Annotated in this window: 24 protein-coding genes; 17 read left to right on the top strand and 7 right to left on the bottom strand. The window is 59.6% G+C overall.

Features of this window, described 5'->3' with window-relative positions; all coding sequences use genetic code 11:
- Positions 1 to 566 precede the first annotated feature (566 nt).
- The 3 genes from pagP (at position 567) to FO014_RS05145 (ending at position 2138) form a co-directional block, all read left to right on the top strand.
- Positions 567 to 1157 (top strand): lipid IV(A) palmitoyltransferase PagP, encoded by a 591-nt coding sequence (gene pagP, locus FO014_RS05155; protein ID WP_105229959.1) that lies wholly within the window; start codon positions 567 to 569, stop codon positions 1155 to 1157.
- 135 nt (positions 1158 to 1292) lie between these two features.
- Positions 1293 to 1775 (top strand): YjjA family protein, encoded by a 483-nt coding sequence (locus FO014_RS05150; RefSeq protein WP_105229960.1) that lies wholly within the window; start codon positions 1293 to 1295, stop codon positions 1773 to 1775.
- Between the two features lie 102 nt (positions 1776 to 1877).
- Positions 1878 to 2138: a putative hemolysin gene (locus FO014_RS05145; RefSeq protein WP_105229961.1), complete on the top strand. Its 261-nt coding sequence runs from the start codon at positions 1878 to 1880 to the stop codon at positions 2136 to 2138.
- A gap of 13 nt (positions 2139 to 2151) precedes the next feature.
- Here FO014_RS05145 and FO014_RS05140 read toward each other — a convergent pair whose 3' ends face one another.
- Both FO014_RS05140 and FO014_RS05135 read right to left on the bottom strand, forming a co-directional pair.
- Positions 2152 to 2763 (bottom strand): hypothetical protein, encoded by a 612-nt coding sequence (locus FO014_RS05140; RefSeq protein WP_160028157.1) that lies wholly within the window; start codon positions 2761 to 2763, stop codon positions 2152 to 2154.
- Between the two features lie 78 nt (positions 2764 to 2841).
- Entirely contained in the window at positions 2842 to 3747 is a 906-nt protein-coding gene (locus FO014_RS05135; RefSeq protein ID WP_160028155.1) for a LysR family transcriptional regulator, read from the bottom strand.
- Between the two features lie 127 nt (positions 3748 to 3874).
- On the opposite strand from FO014_RS05135, the gene FO014_RS05130 reads away from it, so the two are divergent.
- From FO014_RS05130 to FO014_RS05120, 3 genes are all read left to right on the top strand, one after another.
- Positions 3875 to 4762 (top strand): pirin family protein, encoded by an 888-nt coding sequence (locus FO014_RS05130; RefSeq protein WP_160031354.1) that lies wholly within the window; start codon positions 3875 to 3877, stop codon positions 4760 to 4762.
- Positions 4763 to 4960: 198 nt separating this feature from the next.
- Entirely contained in the window at positions 4961 to 5293 is a 333-nt protein-coding gene (locus FO014_RS05125; protein WP_105229965.1) for a hypothetical protein, read from the top strand.
- A 137-nt stretch (positions 5294 to 5430) separates the two neighbouring features.
- The gene (locus tag FO014_RS05120; RefSeq protein WP_105229966.1) at positions 5431 to 5688 is read left to right on the top strand and encodes a hypothetical protein; all 258 of its coding nucleotides are present in this window, start codon (positions 5431 to 5433) and stop codon (positions 5686 to 5688) included.
- Between the two features lie 118 nt (positions 5689 to 5806).
- On the opposite strand, the gene FO014_RS05115 is transcribed toward FO014_RS05120, so the two are convergent.
- Together FO014_RS05115 and FO014_RS05110 are read right to left on the bottom strand one after the other, a co-directional pair.
- Positions 5807 to 6553 carry a DUF2076 domain-containing protein gene (locus FO014_RS05115; protein WP_160028153.1) on the bottom strand — a complete coding sequence of 249 codons (747 nt, stop codon included), beginning with the start codon at positions 6551 to 6553 and terminating at the stop codon, positions 5807 to 5809.
- Between the two features lie 103 nt (positions 6554 to 6656).
- Positions 6657 to 7448 (bottom strand): helix-turn-helix transcriptional regulator, encoded by a 792-nt coding sequence (locus FO014_RS05110; protein WP_160028151.1) that lies wholly within the window; start codon positions 7446 to 7448, stop codon positions 6657 to 6659.
- 101 nt (positions 7449 to 7549) lie between these two features.
- Here FO014_RS05110 and FO014_RS05105 point away from each other — a divergent pair, with 101 nt between their 5' ends.
- A complete protein-coding gene (locus FO014_RS05105; RefSeq protein ID WP_160028149.1) occupies positions 7550 to 8317 on the top strand; it encodes a class I SAM-dependent methyltransferase in 768 nt (255 codons plus the stop codon).
- A 196-nt stretch (positions 8318 to 8513) separates the two neighbouring features.
- Here the strand turns inward: FO014_RS05105 and aqpZ are convergent, their stop codons facing one another.
- Positions 8514 to 9209 (bottom strand): aquaporin Z, encoded by a 696-nt coding sequence (gene aqpZ / locus FO014_RS05100; RefSeq protein ID WP_105229970.1) that lies wholly within the window; start codon positions 9207 to 9209, stop codon positions 8514 to 8516.
- Between the two features lie 358 nt (positions 9210 to 9567).
- On the opposite strand from aqpZ, the gene FO014_RS05095 reads away from it, so the two are divergent.
- The 7 genes from FO014_RS05095 to aroL all read left to right on the top strand — a co-directional run bounded on the left by FO014_RS05095 (position 9568) and on the right by aroL (position 16300).
- Entirely contained in the window at positions 9568 to 10323 is a 756-nt protein-coding gene (locus FO014_RS05095; RefSeq protein WP_105229971.1) for a nucleoside phosphorylase, read from the top strand.
- 290 nt (positions 10324 to 10613) lie between these two features.
- A complete protein-coding gene (locus FO014_RS05090) occupies positions 10614 to 10898 on the top strand; it encodes a YdgH/BhsA/McbA family protein (protein WP_105229972.1) in 285 nt (94 codons plus the stop codon).
- A gap of 206 nt (positions 10899 to 11104) precedes the next feature.
- Positions 11105 to 11662, top strand: a complete 558-nt coding sequence (locus FO014_RS05085) for a class I SAM-dependent methyltransferase (RefSeq protein WP_111737646.1) — start codon at positions 11105 to 11107, stop codon at positions 11660 to 11662.
- Between the two features lie 250 nt (positions 11663 to 11912).
- Entirely contained in the window at positions 11913 to 13031 is a 1119-nt protein-coding gene (locus FO014_RS05080) for an ABC transporter substrate-binding protein (protein ID WP_105233221.1), read from the top strand.
- Entirely contained in the window at positions 13024 to 15147 is a 2124-nt protein-coding gene (locus tag FO014_RS05075; protein ID WP_201282917.1) for a TonB-dependent siderophore receptor, read from the top strand. The genes FO014_RS05080 and FO014_RS05075 overlap by 8 nt, the downstream gene beginning before the upstream one ends.
- A gap of 32 nt (positions 15148 to 15179) precedes the next feature.
- Positions 15180 to 15695, top strand: a complete 516-nt coding sequence (locus tag FO014_RS05070; RefSeq protein ID WP_160028147.1) for a GNAT family N-acetyltransferase — start codon at positions 15180 to 15182, stop codon at positions 15693 to 15695.
- A 77-nt stretch (positions 15696 to 15772) separates the two neighbouring features.
- Entirely contained in the window at positions 15773 to 16300 is a 528-nt protein-coding gene (gene aroL, locus FO014_RS05065; RefSeq protein ID WP_160028145.1) for a shikimate kinase AroL, read from the top strand.
- Positions 16301 to 16302: 2 nt separating this feature from the next.
- Here the strand turns inward: aroL and FO014_RS05060 are convergent, their stop codons facing one another.
- Positions 16303 to 17037 (bottom strand): AraC family transcriptional regulator, encoded by a 735-nt coding sequence (locus FO014_RS05060; RefSeq protein ID WP_160028143.1) that lies wholly within the window; start codon positions 17035 to 17037, stop codon positions 16303 to 16305.
- Positions 17038 to 17137: 100 nt separating this feature from the next.
- Between FO014_RS05060 and FO014_RS05055 the strand changes: the two genes are divergently transcribed.
- Entirely contained in the window at positions 17138 to 17536 is a 399-nt protein-coding gene (locus FO014_RS05055; RefSeq protein ID WP_160028141.1) for a nuclear transport factor 2 family protein, read from the top strand.
- Positions 17537 to 17642: 106 nt separating this feature from the next.
- Positions 17643 to 17933, top strand: a complete 291-nt coding sequence (ppnP, locus tag FO014_RS05050) for a pyrimidine/purine nucleoside phosphorylase (RefSeq protein WP_105229978.1) — start codon at positions 17643 to 17645, stop codon at positions 17931 to 17933.
- A gap of 44 nt (positions 17934 to 17977) precedes the next feature.
- On the opposite strand, the gene rdgC is transcribed toward ppnP, so the two are convergent.
- Complete coding sequence (gene rdgC / locus FO014_RS05045; protein WP_105229979.1) at positions 17978 to 18889, bottom strand: recombination-associated protein RdgC; 912 nt, start codon at positions 18887 to 18889, stop codon at positions 17978 to 17980.
- Between the two features lie 173 nt (positions 18890 to 19062).
- Here rdgC and mak point away from each other — a divergent pair, with 173 nt between their 5' ends.
- Positions 19063 to 19971, top strand: a complete 909-nt coding sequence (mak, locus tag FO014_RS05040; protein ID WP_160028139.1) for a fructokinase — start codon at positions 19063 to 19065, stop codon at positions 19969 to 19971.
- The last annotated feature ends 25 nt before the right edge of the window (positions 19972 to 19996 follow it).

Here is a 19996-nt window from a genome sequence, read left to right as displayed (position 1 = left end):
GTCGGGTATTTTTCAGCGGCGAAAGGATGAAGGAAAAATAGTGCGGATGATGCCGGGCGGCGTATTGGCAAGGAGGGGGCAGAATAGCCGGTACTTTTACCGGTATGCATTTTTCTGGCGTGGATGAGGGGCCGGTAGGCCGACGGAGATTAACGCCGGTACAGCGGCAGACGGCCGTGAAACGACGGAATATCAATAATTAACCGTGTTAACCGTTTTTTAAACACAACTTGTCACAAATAATTTACATCCAATTGACTGCGCTGCGGTGGGGAAATGTGTGCGACAGTTAACAATTACCGCGACAGGTCAGGCCGCCGGTGCCGCGTGCGATCACATTCTGATTTTTGGGCGGGGTAAATATTTTTTCACGGCGCTGCCGGCGCTATTTTCGTCGAGGTCTTACCGGGTTCTGGTCGGGTAAAAACGAAATGTCGATATTCAGCGGCTAAACTTAACGAAAAGACAACGAACAGCGGTTTACGGCGGGAAAGTGTTGCCCTGGCTTGATCTTGCAGATGCAATCGGTAAGAATCCCCGGCCGTAATTTGTACAGGAGTTATTTTATGTTGTTGAAACGGACATGCATTGCCGGCTGTATGGCGTTGATATTTCCTGCACTGCCTTCTTTGGCTGAGGTTAGTTCAGAAAATAGCACTGCCGCACCGGCGGAGAAACCGGGCCTGTGGCAGCGCTTTACGGACAACGTTGCGGAAACCTGGAACAATTCGCCGAACCACGATCTCTATATTCCGGCGATCACCTGGCACAACCGCTGGACGTACGACGATGAACATATCGACAAGTACAACGAGCGGCCCTGGGGCGCCGGCTACGGCATTTCGCGCTTCGATCAGGACGGCGACTGGCACGGCATTTATATCATGGCGTTTAAAGACTCCTTTAATAAATGGGAGCCGATCGGCGGCTACGCCTATGAGAAAATCTGGCGTCCGCTGGATGATAAGGATTTCCGCCTGGGGCTGGGCTTCACCGCCAGCGTGACCGCCCGCGACAACTGGAACTATATCCCGATCCCTGCGCCGCTGCCGCTGGCGTCGGTCGGTTATAAAAAACTGACGTTTCAGGCGACCTATATTCCCGGTACCTACAATAACGGCAACGTGTTCTTCGCCTGGCTGCGCTGGCAGTTTTAAGCCGCCGCAGTTTGCTCATAATCCTAAAAATTCTGCGGCGAACAGTTAAATGGAACTTGTCGACTCGCACAGCGTCCGAAAGTATGTTCCGGCGATATCGCCGTTTACCGTAGAGAAGACAGGAGTTTGAACACTATGAATAATAAGCATCGTGCATTGTTGGCGCTGGCATTGGCCACCTCGTTAAGCGCCGGCGCGGCGCAGGCCGGTTTAATGGATTCCGTCAGCAACGCCGCCGGCGAGCTGAGCAAATCCGGCGGTGAAAGCGGCGGTACGTCGCTGTCGACCCTGACCGGTCTGCTGAACGGCGGCGACAAGGCGCTGAGCTCCGGCAGCATGACCAACGCGGCCGGTATCCTGCAGTACTGCGTGAAAAACAATGTCCTTTCGGAAAGCGGCGCGGCGGATGTGAAAGACAAACTGCTGGGGAAACTGGGCATCAGCAGCGAGTCTGACGCCAAAAGCGAAGACTACCAGCAGGGGCTGGGCGGCCTGCTGCAAACCGGCGAAGGCAAGAGCCTGGATCTGAACAACCTCGGCACCTCGCAGATCACCGAAAAAGTGAAGCAGAAAGCCTGCGATCTGGTGTTGAAACAGGGCAAATCCTTTATTTCTTAAGCACCTGCTATTATCTGACGCTGCGGGGCGTGATGCGCCGCAGCGTTGTTGTTTCTACCCCTCGCGCGTGACTTACGGCGCGGGCCGGATCACAGTGAAATCATGAAAAAAACGTTGTTGCTTTCCCTGCTCGCAGGCGCAGCGCTGCTGCAAGGATGTCAGATGAAAACCAATAATGATGCGCCGCCGCCGCCACGAACCATCGGCATGGCGAATCCGGCCGATGTTTACTGCACGGAGATTGGCGGCAAACTGAACGCCAAAGAGAATGAGCACGGCCAGTATTCCACCTGTACGCTGCCAAGCGGTGAAGAAATTGAGAGCTGGCAGCTGTTCCGCCGTGACCATCCGGTGAAAAAATAGCGCGCCGGCGCGCTTAAAACTGACCGGCGTCGATGGCCTGAAATTGTACTTTGCCATGACTGTGCAGGCTGATGGGCAGCCGCCAGTTGTGGTCGCTGGCCAGCGCAAAGGGCTGTGAACGGTAGCTGCAGCCGCTTTGGATATCTTTCACTTTCATCACATAGCGTTCCGCCGCGGTGGTCTGGATACTGAAACTGGCGGCGGCGGGAATAAACAGGTCGGCAACGCGCTGCGGGTTTTCCGCACTCGCCAGCTTTACCCGCACGGCGAAGGCGTTATGCTGATTATCCAGCGTGATGCGCTGCGTCCGGCCGCGTTCCTGTGCGTCGGGCTGCCGTAAATAGCCGGCGGAATCCGGCCAGGGGCTGCCCTGGTTGTCTTGCAGCGGCCCGCCGCACTGCCCGCGCGCCTCGCGCGGCGGCACTTCGCGCTGAATATCATAGTGGGGCTGCGCGGTCGGGGAGAGCGGCTCGGCCTGCGGGTCGGTGCGCAGATAGCGCTTCACGGCGATGACGCCGAGCGCCACCAGCATAAAAAAGATAAAGGTCGTCAGACGGCGGCTGAATATCATGCCAAACAGCCTGCCGGGTAATTGAAACAGCCACCTTGCGATTCTCAGTAACATAGTTTTCCTTTAGCGCCCAAACCGTTACGTCTGCGGTAACGTTGTTATTGCACAGTATAGCCAACATCCTGCCGGAGATTACTCTTCTTCCAGCGCGGCGAACTGCTGGCCGAGATAATCCAGCAGCAGCCGCACCGCCGGCAGCAGGCCGCGGCGGGACGGGTAGACCGCATGCACGATGCCGCCTTCGGGGTGCCAGTCAGGCAGCAGCGGGGTTAAATCGCCGCGCAGCATTTCATCGTGCATCATCATGCGCGGCAGTTGCACAATGCCGGCGCCGGCGATCGCCGCTTTACGCAGCATCAGCATATCGTCGCTGACCAGGCGCGGATGGTGCTCCCAGCGGAAGGTTTTTTCCTGCGGGTCGTACAGCGTCCACTGATGTTGCGCGCGCGCCGGGCCGAGATCGAGCGTCGGGTAGCGCTCCAGATCCTCCGGCTGCCGCACTTCGCCCAAGGCGCGCACCAGCGCCGGGCTGGCGGCGATGCACCAGCGACGGGTCGCCAGTACTTTCAGCACCAGATCGCTGTCTTCCAGCGGCGGCGGGCGTACGCGGATGGCCAGATCCAGCCCTTCGCCCACCACGTCTACCCGCCGGTTGGTGGCCTCAAGATGCAGCGTGACCTGCGGATAATCCGCCATAAAGGCGGCCAGCATATCGCCAACGCGGGTATGCAGAATCGCCACCGGACAGCTCATGCGCACCGTGCCGCAAGGCTCGGCGCGGGTTTGTTCGATCGCCTGCTGCGCCGCTTCGGCCTCTACCAGCATCGCCTTGCAGTGGCGGTAATAGCTCTGGCCGACCTCGGTGACCGAGAAGCGACGCGTTGAGCGCTGCAGCAGCCGCACGCCGAGCCGCTCTTCCAGCAGCGCCACCCGGCGGCTGAGCTTGGATTTGGGGATGCCGAGCGCCCGGCCGGCCGGGGCAAATCCCCGGTGATCCACCACGCTGGCGAAAAAGAACAGATCGTTTAAATCAACCAACGCTGTCGCTCCATTGTTCTACTGGTAGAACGCTGAGTGTATATCTTGCCGACTACCTGAGCAATTCAGAGTGAATTACACTGCCGTCATCGAGTAGGGCCGTAGGGTCCGCAACCGGAGAGAAATGATGAAAAAGATCCTTGGCGTGTATGACAGCCCGCAGGCGCACTGGGTCGGCAACGGTTTTCTGGTCAACTCCCTGTTCTCATATAACGAGCTGGGGGCGGAAATGAGCCCGTTCCTGCTGTTGGATCATGCGGCGCCGACCAAGTTTCGTGAAACCACCGGGCGGCGCGGCGTCGGCCAGCATCCGCACCGTGGGTTTGAAACCGTAACCATCGTCTATCAGGGGGAAGTGGAACACCGCGACTCCACCGGCGGCGGCGGCGTGATTGGCCCCGGCGATGTACAGTGGATGACGGCGGCTTCCGGCATTCTGCATGAAGAGTTTCATTCTACGGCGTTTTCCCGCCGCGGCGGCACCGTAGAGATGGTGCAACTGTGGGTGAACCTGCCGGCCAAAGACAAAATGGCGGCGCCGGGTTACCAAACGCTGCTGAATCAGGCGATTCCGCAGGTTCCGCTGGCGGACGGTGCCGGCCAGGTACGGGTGATTGCCGGTAACTTTGACGGTCACGCCGGCCCGGCGCGCACCTTCAGCCCGCTGAACGTCTGGGATATGAAGCTGAATGCCGGCCATCGCACGGAGCTGACGGTGACCGAGGGCCATACGCTGGCGCTGGTGATCCTGCACGGTGCGGTGCTGGTCAATGATGAGCAGATCGTGCGTGAAACCCAGATGGTGCGGTTGGATCGCGCCGGCGACAGCATCACCGTTGAAGCCAACAACGACGTGAGCCTGCTGGTGCTCAGCGGGGAGCCGATCGATGAGCCGATCGTCGGTTACGGCCCGTTTGTGATGAACAGCGAAGCGGAGATCCAGCAGGCGTTTCATGATTTCAACAGCGGCGAGTTTGGTGTGATGCCGCCGGTGGAAGCGCAGTTGGAACGCTGAACAATTCTGCCATCTACTCTTATTGCCGGTCAGTACATGCTGACCGGCATTTTTATCGGGGCGGCAGGCATTTTCCTTACGTAATCCTGCGTGATGTAAGCAAATGGCAGCATGGTGAAAAGGTAGCGAAAAGCCGCTTTCTCAGCGTATTGGCGCGGAGTAGGTTAGGGGCGTTCCCGTTCAATAAGGAGTGATATGATGAAAATGCGATTGAAAGCTCTGGCGCTGCCGGCGCTGGCCGCCGCGGTGTTGTTCAGCAGCAGCGCGATATCGGCACCGACGGCCAAAGAGGCGCCTGCACCGCAGATGGCGGGGAAAGAGCGCCCGCCGTTCCCGGGGCCGCATCCGATGCCTAAGCCCGGCTTCTGCCACGGCGGCGAGCTGTTTTGCGCCTCATCGCTGAGCGACAACCCGACGGAAACCATCAATAAGCTGACCTCGGTGATCCCGGCGGGCAAGGCCAAGCGCTATGAAGTACGGGTGTCGGTGGTTGAGCTGCCGGCTCAGCCGCCGGTGCCGCCTGCGTCTTAATGGGGGTATGCCGGCCGAAATGAGCCGGCCGGCTTACCGCAGGCGGCGCTGGTTTACGCTTCTTTACGTAGGAGCTGCTTGAAATTGCAGCAATTGATCCCCATATAATACCTATTCGACGATAAAAGGAGAGGCATATGGGAATCAGTGAAGAAGAATATATTCGTCGCCAAAGTCGGGAGAAACACGCCGTCGGTAATATGGCGAAGTGGGTAGCGATTGTTTCGGCGGTATATTTTGTTTTGATGGTCTTCTACGGTCATCCGACCGGCGTACTGGCCATGTCCGGCGTCATGTTTCTGGTGTCCACCACCACTTGGCTGAAGAAGCGCCAGAAAGTAAAGTCCTACCGTCGCGCGCTGGCGCGTATCGAAACGGACGAAGTCCCGCAGTAATCCCCGTACCGGCAGGGCGTCAGCCGTGCCCCGGCAACCAGCCGGATGCGTTCCTTGTCACGGACAATAAAAATGCCAGACAGGCGGCGCTGGCTGGCATTGCGAGCGGCGTTAATCGTTAAAGAAATGAATCATCATCATTGCCGAAGCCGTCATCGTCGGCGAAATCATCGCTCTGATAATCGGCATTCTGCCAGCCGCTGTCCTGCGACAGGAAGCTGCCGTCACCGTTGTTAAAGGTGTCGAGATTATTGGACGCATCAAACTCACGCATCGCGCTATCATCCTGCAGCGCAGCGTTCTGCGCGTCGTCGGCGGGCGTTTCATTAATGATATTCACAATCTCTTCCGGCTGGGTATGGCGGAACATACCGGTCAGCATATCCGCCAGCATGACGCCGCCGGCAACCCCTGCGGCAGTCTGCAGCGCGCCGCCGAGGAAACTGCCGGCGCGTGACGGCACCGCTTGCTGCTGTTGCGGCGCATAGCCGCCCTGCGGCTGATTATTCCACGCGGCGTTGTTCTGCTGACGCGCCTGGGCCTGAGCCTGCGGGCTGGGGGCGCTGCGGCCGGTACCGCCGCCAAACAGCCCGGCGAGAAATCCGCCGCTGCTTTGCTGGCCGGCGCCGTTCTGCTGCAGCTGCGTGACTTGGCCTTCCAGCTCTTTGACCCGCTGATCCAACTGCTTCAGCGCGGCTTCCTGAATAATGATCGCCTGCGCCATATAGTAAGGCGCGGCGGGCTGTTCGCTCAGATGCCGGTTAATTTGCTGTTCTGCCTGAGCATCCCGTTGTCCCGTTTTGGTTTCAGCCTCTTTTAAGCGGCCGAACAGGCCATCGATAAGGCGTTGTTCTTCTGATTGCATTGGATGACTCCAGGAAAATAAAGATTGATCGCTGTCACGTTAGCCGGTTTACCGGCGGCAATAAATAGCGCGTCAGTAAAGCTGGCTGCAAATTTGTTACCAATTACGGCAAGGGCATCAGCATCACCAGCTTCAGCGCGCTGCTTTCCGCCGGGTGCAGGGTCAGCTGCTGGTAGCGCATCTGGCCCTGCTCGGCATGGCGAAAACGACGCTCCCCGCCGGCGCGCGCCATCACGTCGTGCTGTTGCCACCAATGGTTAAAATCTTCGCTGTGGTGCGTCATCTGGCGCACGAAAGCGCGCATGGTTTCGCTGCTCTGATGATGGCTGGTTTCTGCGCGGAACTCGGCTACCACGCGGCGGGCGCGATCCGGCCAGTCATCGACCAGCGTTTTTGCCAGCGGATGGAAAAACATAAAGTGCAGCAGATTAGGCTGGGCCTCCTCGCCCAGCCAGCCGGCAAACAGCGCTTCCGCCTGGGCGTTCCAGGCCAGCATATTCCAGGTGATGTCCAGCAGATAACAGGGCACCGTTACCGCCTGTACGCTGTGCAAAATCAGTTGATTGACGCCGTCCTGTTGCGGCGTCTGTTGCGGGTCGGCCACGCGCGCCAGGGTAAACAGGTAGTGACGTTCCGCATTGCCGAGGCGCAGCGCCTTGGCGATGCGCGCCAGCGTGTGCGGTGAAATCGACACTTCTCGCCCCTGCTCTATCCAGGTATACCAGGTGGCGCTGATGCCGCTGATTTGCGCCAGCTCTTCCCGACGCAGGCCGCTGGTGCGGCGGCGCGGCGAACTGGGCAGGCCGATCATTTCCGGCGTGATGCGTTCCCGGTGGGCGCGCAGGAATGCGCCCAGGGCCTTCGGGCCGGACAGAGCTTCTGATGTTGAGGTCATAGCATGGTACCTTCTTATACCAGGATAACTGCTTATATTGTACCCGTATAGTAAGCAGATTATAGTCGCTGGCAGTGATTCACAACCCGTCAGGAGCCGCTATGAACAGCAATAACCACAACGATGCCGTCGACCGTCAGTTTGGCGCACAGGCCAACGCCTATTTAACCAGCGCGGTGCACGCGCAGGGCAATGATTTACAACGTCTGGGCCGGCTGCTGGCGGCGCACCCGCAGGCGCGGGTGCTGGATCTGGGATGCGGCGCCGGGCATGCCAGCTTTACGGCCGCCGCGCAGGTGTCGCAGGTCGTGGCCTACGATTTGTCGGCGCAGATGCTGGCGGTGGTTGCGCAGGCGGCACAGGAGCGGGGGCTGAGCAATATTCAGACGCAGCAGGGCGTGGCGGAGTCGCTGCCCTTTGCCGACGGCGACTTTGATCTGGTGATCAGCCGCTATTCGGCACACCACTGGCATGATGTCGGGCAGGCGCTGCGTGAAGTCAAACGGGTGCTGAAGCCGGGCGGCAAGGCGATCCTGATGGATGTGGTCTCGCCGGGGCATCCTTTGCTGGATATTTATCTGCAGACCGTTGAGGTGCTGCGCGATACTTCGCACGTGCGCAACTATGCGCCGGGTGAGTGGTTAAGCATGCTGACGGCGGCGGGGTTGCGGGCGGAAGAGGTGACCAGCGACCGCCTGCCGCTGGAGTTCAGCAGCTGGGTGGCGCGGATGCGCACGCCGGAGACGCTGGTGGCCGCCATCCGGGAGTTTCAGCGGCAGGTGTCCGACGAGGTGGTCAGCCATTTCGCCATTCAGCCGGACGGAACCTTTACCAGCGATATTATGATGCTGGTGGCGCGGCGCGGTTAAAAAAATAAGGCTGCCGGTGACGGCAGCCTTACGCGTATTTGCTATTTATACCCTCAATAATTCGAGTTGCAGGAAGGCGGAAAGGGAAGGAGTCCCGATGCGTTGACTCAGGTCAGTGATTCGGGTGACTGAGCGCCGCCAACGCACCTGCAGCTTGAAGTAGGACGGGTATACACCGACCGGGTTAACGCGGTGCCTATTGTTTATCTTCCAGCAGGCAGCGGTAAATCAGGCCGCCGATGATGCCGCCGACCAGCGGTACCAGCCAGAAGATCCACAGCTGTTCCAGCGCCCAGGTACCCTGGAAAATCGCGACGCCGGTACTGCGCGCCGGGTTGACCGAGGTATTGGTGACCGGAATGCTGATTAAGTGAATCAGGGTCAGCGCCAGACCGATAGCCAGCGGCGCAAAGCCTGCCGGGGCGCGTTTGTCTGTGGCGCCGTGAATAATAATCAGGAAGAAAGCGGTTAATAATAATTCAATAACGATCGCCGCCTGCAGTGAATAACCGCCCGGCGAATGTTCGCCGAAGCCATTGGAGGCGAAACCGCTGGCGGTAGCATCAAAGCCGGCTTTACCGCTGGCAATGGTATACAGCGCTGCGGCGGCGACAATGGCGCCGATAACTTGCGCAATGATATACGGGATAACGTCTTTTGCCGGAAAACGACCGCCGGCAAATAAGCCTACGGTTACCGCCGGGTTAAAGTGTCCGCCGGAAATATGGCCAACGGCGTAAGCCATGGTGACAACGGTTAAACCAAATGCCAGTGCCACGCCGGCAAAACCAATGCCTAATTCAGGAAAGGCCGCAGCTAATACGGCGCTGCCGCAACCGCCAAACACCAACCAAAATGTGCCAAAAAATTCGGCAAAGAATCGCTTTAACATAGACTCCATCCTATCGGGATAGCTAACGGGTGTTAGCATTAAAAACTATAGAACACCTTTTTAATTTGTCGCGGACGTTTTGACCATTTTCTTTATGGGCATATAAAACGCGAGCGCTATTAAATCTCCGGCGTATGGTTTTGTCCATGCAAAAAATAGGTTTTCGGCCATTAACCTGTATTTGCCATGCTTTGCGATGGGAAATGTTCAGATTATTCCCTATGCCTGATGATTAAATCTCCCGGGCAGCGACAGGCCGCGGGATAAAAATCGTATTGTGGAAAGCAGATCAATACATCAGGCAAATTGAATTGGCAGAATAGGCGCCAGCAAATAAAAAAATGACGGAGATAATAATATGTATAAAAAGGGTGACGTTTTTTACCACATCGGCCTGAAGGAAGGTGACGTCGGGCGTTATGTGCTGCTGCCGGGGGACCCGTTCAGAACCGATATCATTGCGCAGAGCCTGGACAACCCGCGGCTGGTGGCTCACCAGCGCGAGCATAAAACCTGGACGGGGACGTTAAACGGCGAGAAAGTGTCGGTCACCTCGACCGGCATGGGCTGTCCGTCGACGGCCATCGCCGTCGAAGAGCTGATTGCCGCCGGTGCGGATACTTTTATTCGCGTCGGCACCGCCGGCCGCGTGGCCGCGCCGGCGCATGACGGCGGCGTGTCCGGTACCATCGTCACAGCGGCGATCCGTGATGAAGGCACCACAACGCAGTATTTACCGATTGAATACCCGGCGGTCGCCGACCGGCGGGTGGTGCAGGCGCTGGCCGAGGCGGCGGACACGCTGGGCTATCGCTTCCTGGAAGGCATTACGCACTCGAAAGACTCGTTCTATACCCAGGTGTTCCCTGATGCGGTGCCGGCGGGCGAGCTGTGGCAGGCGCGGCAGAAAATCTGGCAGCGCTCCAACGTGATGTGCTCCGAGATGGAGTCGGCGGCGATTTTTGTTATCTCCTCGATTCGCGGCTGCCGCGCGTCCGGCGTGATGGCCTTCTCCGATGCGCCGGATCAGGCCGCCGAGGTGGCGAAGGCGATCGACACCGCCTGTGAAGCGATTAAGATCCTGATCGCGATGGATAAACAGAGCGGGAAATAACGCGGCGATATACTGCGTTCTGGTCAGCGCCGGTAACGTCGGCGCTTTCGTCGGCATCGGCACAACCATGCGGCTTTAGGAATAGTCGCTGTTTTATTTACGTTATGACCGGGCTATGTTGTGTATTCAGCAGCGCAGGCTGCGCGTGTCCGTTTATCTCCTGCTACAGATTCTCCTTAATCCTCTCACAATGATTGATCTTCTTTACATTGCATGACGTCCGTTTTCATGGGCCGGCAGATAATTAACGTTGCGACGAATTAAATAACCAAGAAGCAACAGGAGCCACCATGAAACGCTTTTATTCTTACCTCACCGCCGCGCTGCTGGCCGGCGCTTCGTTTTCCACCTTTGCCGCGCCGCTCAGCGTCACGGCGGTCAATAATCAGCAGGCTGCGTCGTTACAGAGCCTGGGTGCGGTATCGGTGTCCGGCGTTGCCGGCACGTCGGACGACGCGGTCAGAAAACTGCAGGAAAAAGCTGCGGCTCAGGGCGCCTCACATTACCGTGTGATCGGTCTCGATACGCCGGGAGACTCCAGCCTGTGGCGGGGTAATGCGGAAATTTACCGCTAAGCGCTAACGGCGCCGGCGGCACAAGAAAACGGTGGTGAAACGGGTCGGCAGCCGGCGATAGGGCGCGGGTTTGCGGATAACGATCGCCGCCGTTTTTTTATCGCTGTTGCATTTTATTACAACTGTGTCGCCCGCTTTCGGAATGGTATTAATGAATCTTTACGCTTTTCCGCCCAGATTAAGGGGTTCATGTTAAGGAGCCTCGAATGATCAATGCGACACGGCTGCAACTGAAACACCGCTTTTCTTATATCCAGCAGTTTATGGCTTCGCCGCGTACCGTCGGCACGCTGGCGCCATCCTCGCCCTGGCTATGCCAGGCCATGTTGGATCAGATCGAATGGACCCGCACGTTATCCATCGCCGAGCTGGGCGCGGCCGACGGCGTATTGACCAAGCGTATTATCGGCCGGATGCGCGCCGATGCCGGGCTGGACGCCTATGAAATCCAGCCGAACTTTGTCCGGCGTCTGCAGCAGATTGAGGAGCCGCGGCTGCAGGTGATGGCGCAGTCGGCGGAAAGGCTGGAGCGGGAGTACGACGTGATTTTCTCTTGTCTGCCGCTGCTGTCGATACCGCTCAAGATCAGCATGCGCATTCTGCAGCAGGCGCGGGAAAACCTGCAGGGGCGCAACGGCACGCTGGTGCTGTTCCAGTACAGCCACCTGTCGGAAAAGCTGCTGTCGCGCTACTTCCACTGGAAGAAGCAGCGCGTGGTGCGCAATTTCCCGCCGGCGCTGGTGTACGTCTGTACCCCGCGTTAAAACCGACGTTCCATAGCGATCATTGCTGCGTGCCGCAGACGGCGTTTGGCGGCACGCGCACGAACCTTGCTTCTCCGACGCCGTTCCCGCCACTTTTTTAACTTTTTAAACCCCGTTTGCCTGCGGTTAAACGTGTTTTAGCCGGGAAAGGGAAAAATTACGCTGTTTCACGCCGCGCCAGTGGTGAGTGATTGAAAATGATAATGAGAGTAATTATCATGCGTGGATATTTTTCCGTTCCGGCACCACCATGCGTAAATCCTTCCTGTTGTTACTGGCCTCCCTGCTATTTTCCATTCTGTCCTGCGCCCAGGCGAAAACGGTGACGGATATTCTGGGCCGTCGCGTTGACGTGCCCGATAATCCGCAGCGTATCGTGCTGGGGGAAAGCCGCATGCTGTATACGCTGGCGCTGCTGGAGCCGGGGGATCCGGCCCGGCGGGTGGTGGGCTGGCCGCGCGATCTGGCGCGGTATGACGCCCAGAGCTGGCAGCTGTACAGCCGGAAATTCCCGCACATTGCGCAGATCCCGGCGATCGGCGGCGGCAACTTTCGGCAGATCAATCCGGAAAGCCTGATCCAACTGCGGCCGGATCTGGTGATTCTGGCGCGCTATGCGCGCGAAGACGGCGATGAGGCGCAGCGGGTGGCGGCGCTGGGCAAGGCGGGGATCCCGGTGGTATATGTCGATCTGCGTATCGATCTGCTGCACAACACCGTACCGAGCGTGCGCCTGCTGGGTGAACTGCTCAACCGTCAGGCGCGTGCCGAGGCGTTTATTACCTTCTATCAGCAGCATATGACGGCGGTCCGCGAACGGCTGGCGGCCTATCACGGCGATAAGCCCAAAGTGATGCTGCATCTGCACCTTGGCCGGCGTGACACCTGCTGCACCACCGCTGCGCACGGCAATCTGGGGGATCTGGTGACCTTTGCCGGCGGCGAGAATATCGCCAACGCCAGCATTAAGGGCGTGTACGGCGAACTGAACCCGGAAACGCTGCTGACCGCCAACCCCGATGTCTATCTGGCCACCGGCATGGCCGGTGAGCAGGGCAAGCGCTATTCCGACCTGCTGCTGGGGCCGCAGGTCAGCCGCCGGCAGGCGGACGACAGCTTCCGCCGCCTGATTCAACAACAACCGATGATCGCCGGGCTGAACGCGGTAAAAAACCAGCGGGCCTGGAGCATTTGGCACAACTTTTATCTCAGCCCGTACCACGTGGTGGCGGTCGAGATGTTTGCCAAGGCGTTTTATCCGCAACTGTTTGCCGATATCGATCCGCAAGAGACTTTCCGGCAGCTCTACCAACAATTTTTGCCGTTGCCATTTTCAGGGACCTATTGGAGTCAGTTAACAGGTGAATAACTATCAACGCGGCTGGCTGTGCGCCATTCCGCTGGCGGCCGGCAGCGTCTGGCCGGCCGTCGGGGCCGAAAATCATAACGATAAATCAGAACATATGCTGGTGATCGGCAGCAGCCAGGCGCCGAGCGCCGAGAGCTATCAGCCGCTGACCAGCGTGACCGGCACGCGCAGTGAAACCAGCCTGCTGAACGTGCCGCAGGCGGTTGACGTGGTGCCGACGCAGGTGCTGACCGATCAGGCGGTCAGTAATCTTGATGAGGCGCTGTACAACGTCAGCGGCATTACCCAAAGCAATACGCTGGGCGGTACGCAGGACGCGGTGATGAAGCGCGGCTTTGGCGACAACCGCGACGGCTCCATCTTACGCGACGGCGTCCGTTCTATTCAGGCGCGCAACTTTACCCCGACCACCGAACGGGTCGAGGTGCTGAAGGGACCGGCATCGATGCTGTACGGCATGGGCGAACCGGGCGGCATGATCAACATGATCAGCAAAAAGCCGCAGCTGCAGCAGCATACCCACGTTGAAGGCTGGGGCAGCAGCTTTAAGGGCGGCGGCGGCCAGCTGGATGTGACCGGCCCGCTGGGCACCTCGGGTTTTGCCTATCGGATGATCGTCGACCATGATGAAACCGACTACTGGCGCAATTTCGGCCGCAACCGCCAGACGACGATTGCGCCGTCGCTGATGTGGTACGGCGAAAGCACCACGGTGCGTCTGGCCTACGAGCATATGGAGTACCTGACGCCGTTCGACCGCGGCACCATTATCGATTCGCGCACCGGCAAGCCGGTCGATACGCCGCGCGATCGCCGTTTTGATGAGGCCTACAACGCTACCCGCGGCGATCAGGACAGCGTGACGCTGCAGATCGATCAGGTGCTGAACGACCGCTGGAAAAGCTCGCTGACCTACGCTTATAACCGCAACAGCTACAGCGATAATCAGGCGCGCGCCACCAAGCTGGACCCGGAGAGCGGCGCGCTGACGCGCCAGGCGGACGCTACCGCCCATGCGGTCAGCCATGCCAACGCGGTGCAGCTGACGCTGAACGGCGACGTGGACTGGGGACGGGTCAATCATCAGCTGCTGTTCGGTTTTGATTTCGAGGACAGCCGCACCTATCGCGGCGATATGATCCGCGGCAGTAAAAACAGTGATTTCAATATCTACCATCCGGTGTACGGCCAGATGCCGGCTTCGACCAAGGTCAGCGCCAAAGACAGCGACCAGCGTGAAAACCTGACCAGCTATGGCTGGTTTATGCAAGATTCCCTGCAACTGACCGATAACTGGTTGGTAATGGGCGGGCTGCGTTACGACACCTTTGACGTCTATGCCGGCAAAGGGCGGCCGTTTAACGTCAATACCGACAGCTCGGAGGCGAAGCTGGTGCCGCGCGCCGGGGTGGTGTACAAACTGACGCCGTATGTCTCGCTGTACGGCAGCTACACCGAGTCCTTCAAGCCTAACTCCTCCATCGCCACCCAGATTGGCTCGCTGCCGCCGGAGCAGGGGAAGTCCTGGGAGATGGGCGGCAAGGTCGCCTTGCCGAACGGCATTACCGGTACGCTGGCGCTGTTTGATATCACTAAACGCAATGTGATGGTCAGCGAGCTGGTGGACGGCGAAAGCGTGACCCGCACCGCCGGGCGCGTGCGTTCGCAGGGGGTTGAGCTGGATATGGCCGGCAATATTACCGACAGTCTCAGCCTGATCGGCGCTTACGCCTATACCGACGCGCGGGTGGTGGATGACCCGGCCAACAAAGGCAAGGAGATGGCTAACGTGGCGCGCCATACCGCCTCGCTGTTCCTGACGCAGAACCTGGGATCGCCGGGGCTGTACAGCGGCGATGAGCTGCGCGTCGGCGCCGGGGCGCGTTATGTCGGACGCCGGCCGGGCGATGCGGCCAACAGCTTTTATCTGGATCACTACACCGTGGCCGACGCCTTTGCCGCCTACAGCATGCCGCTGCACGGCTATCGGGTAAAATGGCAGCTTAACGTCAAGAACCTGTTCGACAAAACCTATTATCCTTCCAGCGGCAACAACCTGCGGGTGGCGGTAGGCGAACCCCGCGAGGTGGTACTGCGGGCCAGCGTGGATTTTTAAACCGACCCGGTGCGGCGGTTAAGGAGAGAGTGATGAGTGTGACGATTCGTCCGGCGCAGTCTGCGGATATCGAGGCGATGATGGCGGCGGAACGTTCGGCGGCGGAATTGTTTCGCCCGTTGCCGCAGTGGGCGTTTATTGCCGATGACGCCATCATGTCGGCCGCGCAGCATGCGGCGCTGATTGCCGAAGAGAGCGAATGGCTGGCGCAGGACGGCGCGGCCGTCGCCGGTTTTATCGCCGTACGCCGGCATGGGGACGAATGGCATATTGCCGAATTGTCGGTAGCGGCCGAGCACCAGCGACGCGGGATTGGGCGTCAGCTGATCGTAGCGGTGGCCGACTGCGCCAGCCGGCAGGGCGTCAGGCAGCTGACGCTGACCACGTTTCGCAACGTGCCGTGGAATGCGCCGTATTACCGCCGGCTGGGGTTTGAAACCATCCCTACGGTGGAACTGTCGGCGCGGCTGCGTGCCCAGATGGCGAGCGAAGCCGAGCACGGGCTGCCGTTGGGCAGTCGCTGTGCGATGAAATTTACACTATTGTAAAGATTGAAATACACAGGGCGGGCGGTATGATGCATCAACAGCAACGCCACTCAGTCACCGTATAGGGTACAGACGTAATGACACAAACCATTTTCATGGTAGGCGCTCGCGGAGCAGGAAAAACTACCGTGGGGAGCGCGTTGGCGCAGGCGATGGACTATCGCTTTATTGATATCGATCTGTTTATGCAGCAGACGACGCAGATGAGCGTCGCCGAGATCGTCGCGCAGGAGGGCTGGCAGGGCTTCCGCCGCCGCGAAAGCCTCGCCTTGCAGGCGGTGACCCGGCCGTCAACCATTGTTGCCACCGGGGGCGGCGCGGTGCTGGCGGAAGAGAACCGTCGCTTTATGCAGCAGCACGGCACGGTGATCTACCTGCGCGCACCGGCGGAGGTGCTGGCGCAGCGGCTGGAGGAGTCTCCGCAAGACGCACAGCGCCCGACCCTGACCGGACGGCCAATCGCTGAAGAGATGCTGGAGGTGCTGGCCGCGCGCGAGGCGCTGTATCAGGATGCGGCGCACCATGTGCTGGACGCTGCACAGGACCCGCTCCGGGTGGTGACGCAGATCCTGGAGATGCTGCGCCTGCATGAGGCGGTGAAATAGCGCTAGCCGGGGAGCGCGGCGAAGTAGCCGCCGGGCGTGACGCCGAAGTGGCGGCGGAACGCGGCAATATAGGCGCTGACGTTGTCATAGCCGCAGTCGGCGGCCACGTTGGCGACCGAAACTCCGCGCGACAGCGCTTCCAGCGAACGGATAATGCGCGCCTGCTGACGCCAGCGGGCAAAGCCGATGCCGGTCTGCGCCATAAATAACCGGCTGAGATTGCGTACGCTGATGCCGGCCCAGCCGGCCCATTCATTCTGCCGCCGCGTGCTGGCAGGGTCGTCCAGCAGTGCGCGGGCGATTTTCAGCAGCCGTGGATCCTGCGGCATCGGCAGCTGTAGCGCCGTCTCTTCTTCTCCCTGCATCTCATCAAGCAACACCTGCACCATGCGCCGCTGCGGCGCCGGTAACGGCGACGGCGGAAACTGTGCGATGCGCGCCACCAGCGCCTGCGCCAGAGCGCTGGCGGTCAACAGCCGCGGCTGAGTAGGCAGATGCCGACAGTTCTCCGGCGGCAGAAACAGCAGCCAACCTTCAACCTGCCCGCAGGACTGCGCCTGATGGCGGCAGCGCGCCGGCAGCCAGCCAAGCGTGCCGGCGGTCATCGCCCACTGGCGCCGCTCGGTTTCCAGGGCGATAGTGCCGCGCGTCAGCAGGTAAATCTGCCCGTCATCATGCTGATGCCAGGGGGTAAGGTGCCGGTTGGGATGAGATAGCGGTATGCCGCGCAGTTGCATGGTTTTGGCCGATTAGCGTTATATATGGTCTTAATCAGGTTATCACGCCATTGCCTGCGCCGGTTAGTATTTAGCCTGATTCCTCTGACGGAGATAGGTAATGACACAGTTAACCTCGCAAGATATCGTGCTGCAGGCGCTGCAACAGGTGGTGGCGCAGCCACAACATCAGCCGGCGGCCATCGCCGCGTTTTTCGCCGACGATTATCGGCAGACGGTGGACGGGCAGTCGCTGGACTATGCGCAGTTTGTCAGTCATATGGCGCTGCTCAAGCAGATCACCCGGCGGATGACGCTGCGGGTGCAGGCGCTGGCGGCGCAGGGCGACAGCGTGCTGAGCCATCACCGGGTCGAGGTGGAAAAATGCGACGGCACACGTAGTGAGATTCAGGTAATGGCGCATTTCACGCTGCGCGACGGCAAGATTATCGCCTGCGATGAACTGACCCGTCAGCTGTCGGGCGATCGTGCCGACCATGACCTTGGCGGCCGTTATTGAGCGTCGGCGCATAGCGATCGCATTTTAGCGGGAAAAGCAGTGACAGCCGCCGGGCGATCCCCCACTATGAGCTTTCCAATACGGATAACTACGCGGGTGCCAGTCTATGCTGAATGTAAGTGAGTATTTTGCCGGAAAAGTAAAATCGATCGGTTTTGACAGTAGCAGCATCGGTCGTACCAGCGTTGGGGTGATGGAGGAAGGGGAGTACACCTTCGGCACCAATCAGCCGGAAGAGATGACGGTGATTAGCGGGGCATTGCGGGTGCTGCTGCCGGGGGCGCCGGACTGGCAGGTGTTTATGCCGGGTGAGAAGTTCTTTGTGCCGGGCCACAGTGAGTTCAACGTGCAGGTGGCGGACGCCACGGCCTATCTGTGCCGCTATCTGAGTAAGTAATAATGATGCAAGGGCGCTGGTGACAGCGCCCTTGTTGTTTGCTCTTAGCGCTGGGCTTCGCCGCCGAGGGCTTCGATCAGGTTCTGGATCAGCGCCGCCAGTTCGCTGGTCATCAGAATAAAGTCGGCGTCAAAACGCTGGGCGAAGTCATCGCGGTCGATATCGTCGTTCTGCTCGCGCAGCGCATCGGCAAACTTCAGGCGCTTGATGGAGCCGTCGTCGGCAATCACCAGCTGAATGCGCTCCTGCCAGTCGACCGCCAGTTTGGTCACCAGCTTGCCGGCTTCGATATGCACGGCGATCTCATCGCTGATCAGGTTCTGTTTTTTACAGCGGATCACGCCGCCTTCTTCCAGAATGGCCTTCAGCTCCGCCTCATCCTGAATGGCAAAGCCGGCCGGCAGCTCGCCGGAACGCACCCACTCGGTCAGCGTCAGTTCGATCGGGCTTTCCATCGTCAGCGGCACTACCGGCAGCGAACCGAGGCTTTTACGCAGCAGCGCCAGGGTATCTTCCGCGCGCTTGGCGCTGGCGGCGTCGACCATGATCAGGTCGTTGACGGTGTCGATCCACATAAAGGTCTGGTTAAAGCGGCTGAAGGCGCGCGGCAACAGGCTGTGCAGCACTTCGTCTTTCAGCGCGTCCTTTTCGGTTTTCTTCAGCTTGCGGTGCTGTTCGCTTTCCAGCTGGTCGATTTTCGCCTGCAGCGCCTGTTTAATTACCGGCGAGGGCAGGATCTTCTCTTCTTTACGCGCGCAGATGATAATCTGGCCGTTGACCACGTGCGTCAGCGCGTCGCTGTGCGAGCCCATTGGGGAGACCCAGCCGGTTTTCGCCATATCCTGACTGCCGCACGGCGTGAAGGAAAAGGCGCTGAGCTGTTTTTCCATTTCATCCGCATTTAGCGCAACGTCGCGGCTCAAACGGTAAACCATCAAATTCTTAAACCACAGCATAATGTTATCCCTGACTGGGCGTGCCGTTCGCACGCGGGTTCATCAAAAGCAGGGCGGCATGATACCCAATCGACGCCGAAAAATCGCCTGCTTCCTCTGATTTGCGCGTGGATCCGTATTGCGGCACACTCGGTGACATTAAAAAACGATGACGTCGCACAGAGGAGAAAACAGTGCGTATTGGAATTGATTTAGGGGGCACCAAAGTTGAAGTGATTGCGCTGGCGGACGACGGCAGCGAGCGGTTTCGCCACCGTATCGCCACGCCGCGCGATGACTATGCGCAGACGCTGCAGGCCATCGCCGGGCTGGTGCAGATGGCGGAGACGCATACCGGCGAGCGGGGCACGGTGGGCGTCGGTATTCCCGGCACGCTGTCGCCGTTTACCGGCCTGGTAAAAAACGCCAACTCCACCTGGCTGAACGGCAAGCCGCTGGATAAAGACCTGTCGGCGCTGCTGCAGCGCGAGGTGCGGCTGGCGAACGACGCCAACTGCCTGGCGGTGTCGGAGGCCACCGACGGCGCCGGCGCCGGCAAACCGGTGGTGTTTGCGGTGATTATCGGTACCGGCTGCGGCGCCGGCGTGGCGATCAACGGCCGGGTGCACGCCGGCGGCAACGGCATTGCCGGCGAGTGGGGGCATAATTCACTGCCCTGGCCGGATGACGACGAGCTGCGCTTTCGCGATGAGGTCCCGTGCTACTGCGGCAAGTCCGGCTGCATCGAAAGTTTTATTTCCGGCACCGGCTTTGCCGTCGACTACGCGCGTCTGAGCGGCAATCCCCTGAAAGGGGAAGCGATCATGACGCTGGCGGCGCAGCAGGATCCGATCGCCGAGCGGGCGATTAGCCGTTATGAACAGCGTCTGGCGAAGTCGCTGGCGCATGCGGTCAATCTGTTCGACCCGGATGTGATCGTGTTGGGCGGCGGCATGAGCAACGTTGAGCGGCTGTATCACAACGTCCCGCAAAAAGTACGGGAGTGGGTGTTCGGCGGCGAGTTCGCCACGCCGATCCGTCAGGCGGTGCACGGTGATTCCAGCGGCGTACGCGGCGCCGCCTGGCTGTGGCCGCAGCAATAATGATAACCGGGGCGTTAACGCCCCG

It is taken from the genome of Serratia rhizosphaerae, assembly GCF_009817885.1.
GTDB lineage: Bacteria > Pseudomonadota > Gammaproteobacteria > Enterobacterales > Enterobacteriaceae > Serratia_B > Serratia_B rhizosphaerae.
Note: the sequence above shows the minus strand (reverse complement) of the source record. Positions and strands in the feature narration are given on the sequence as shown.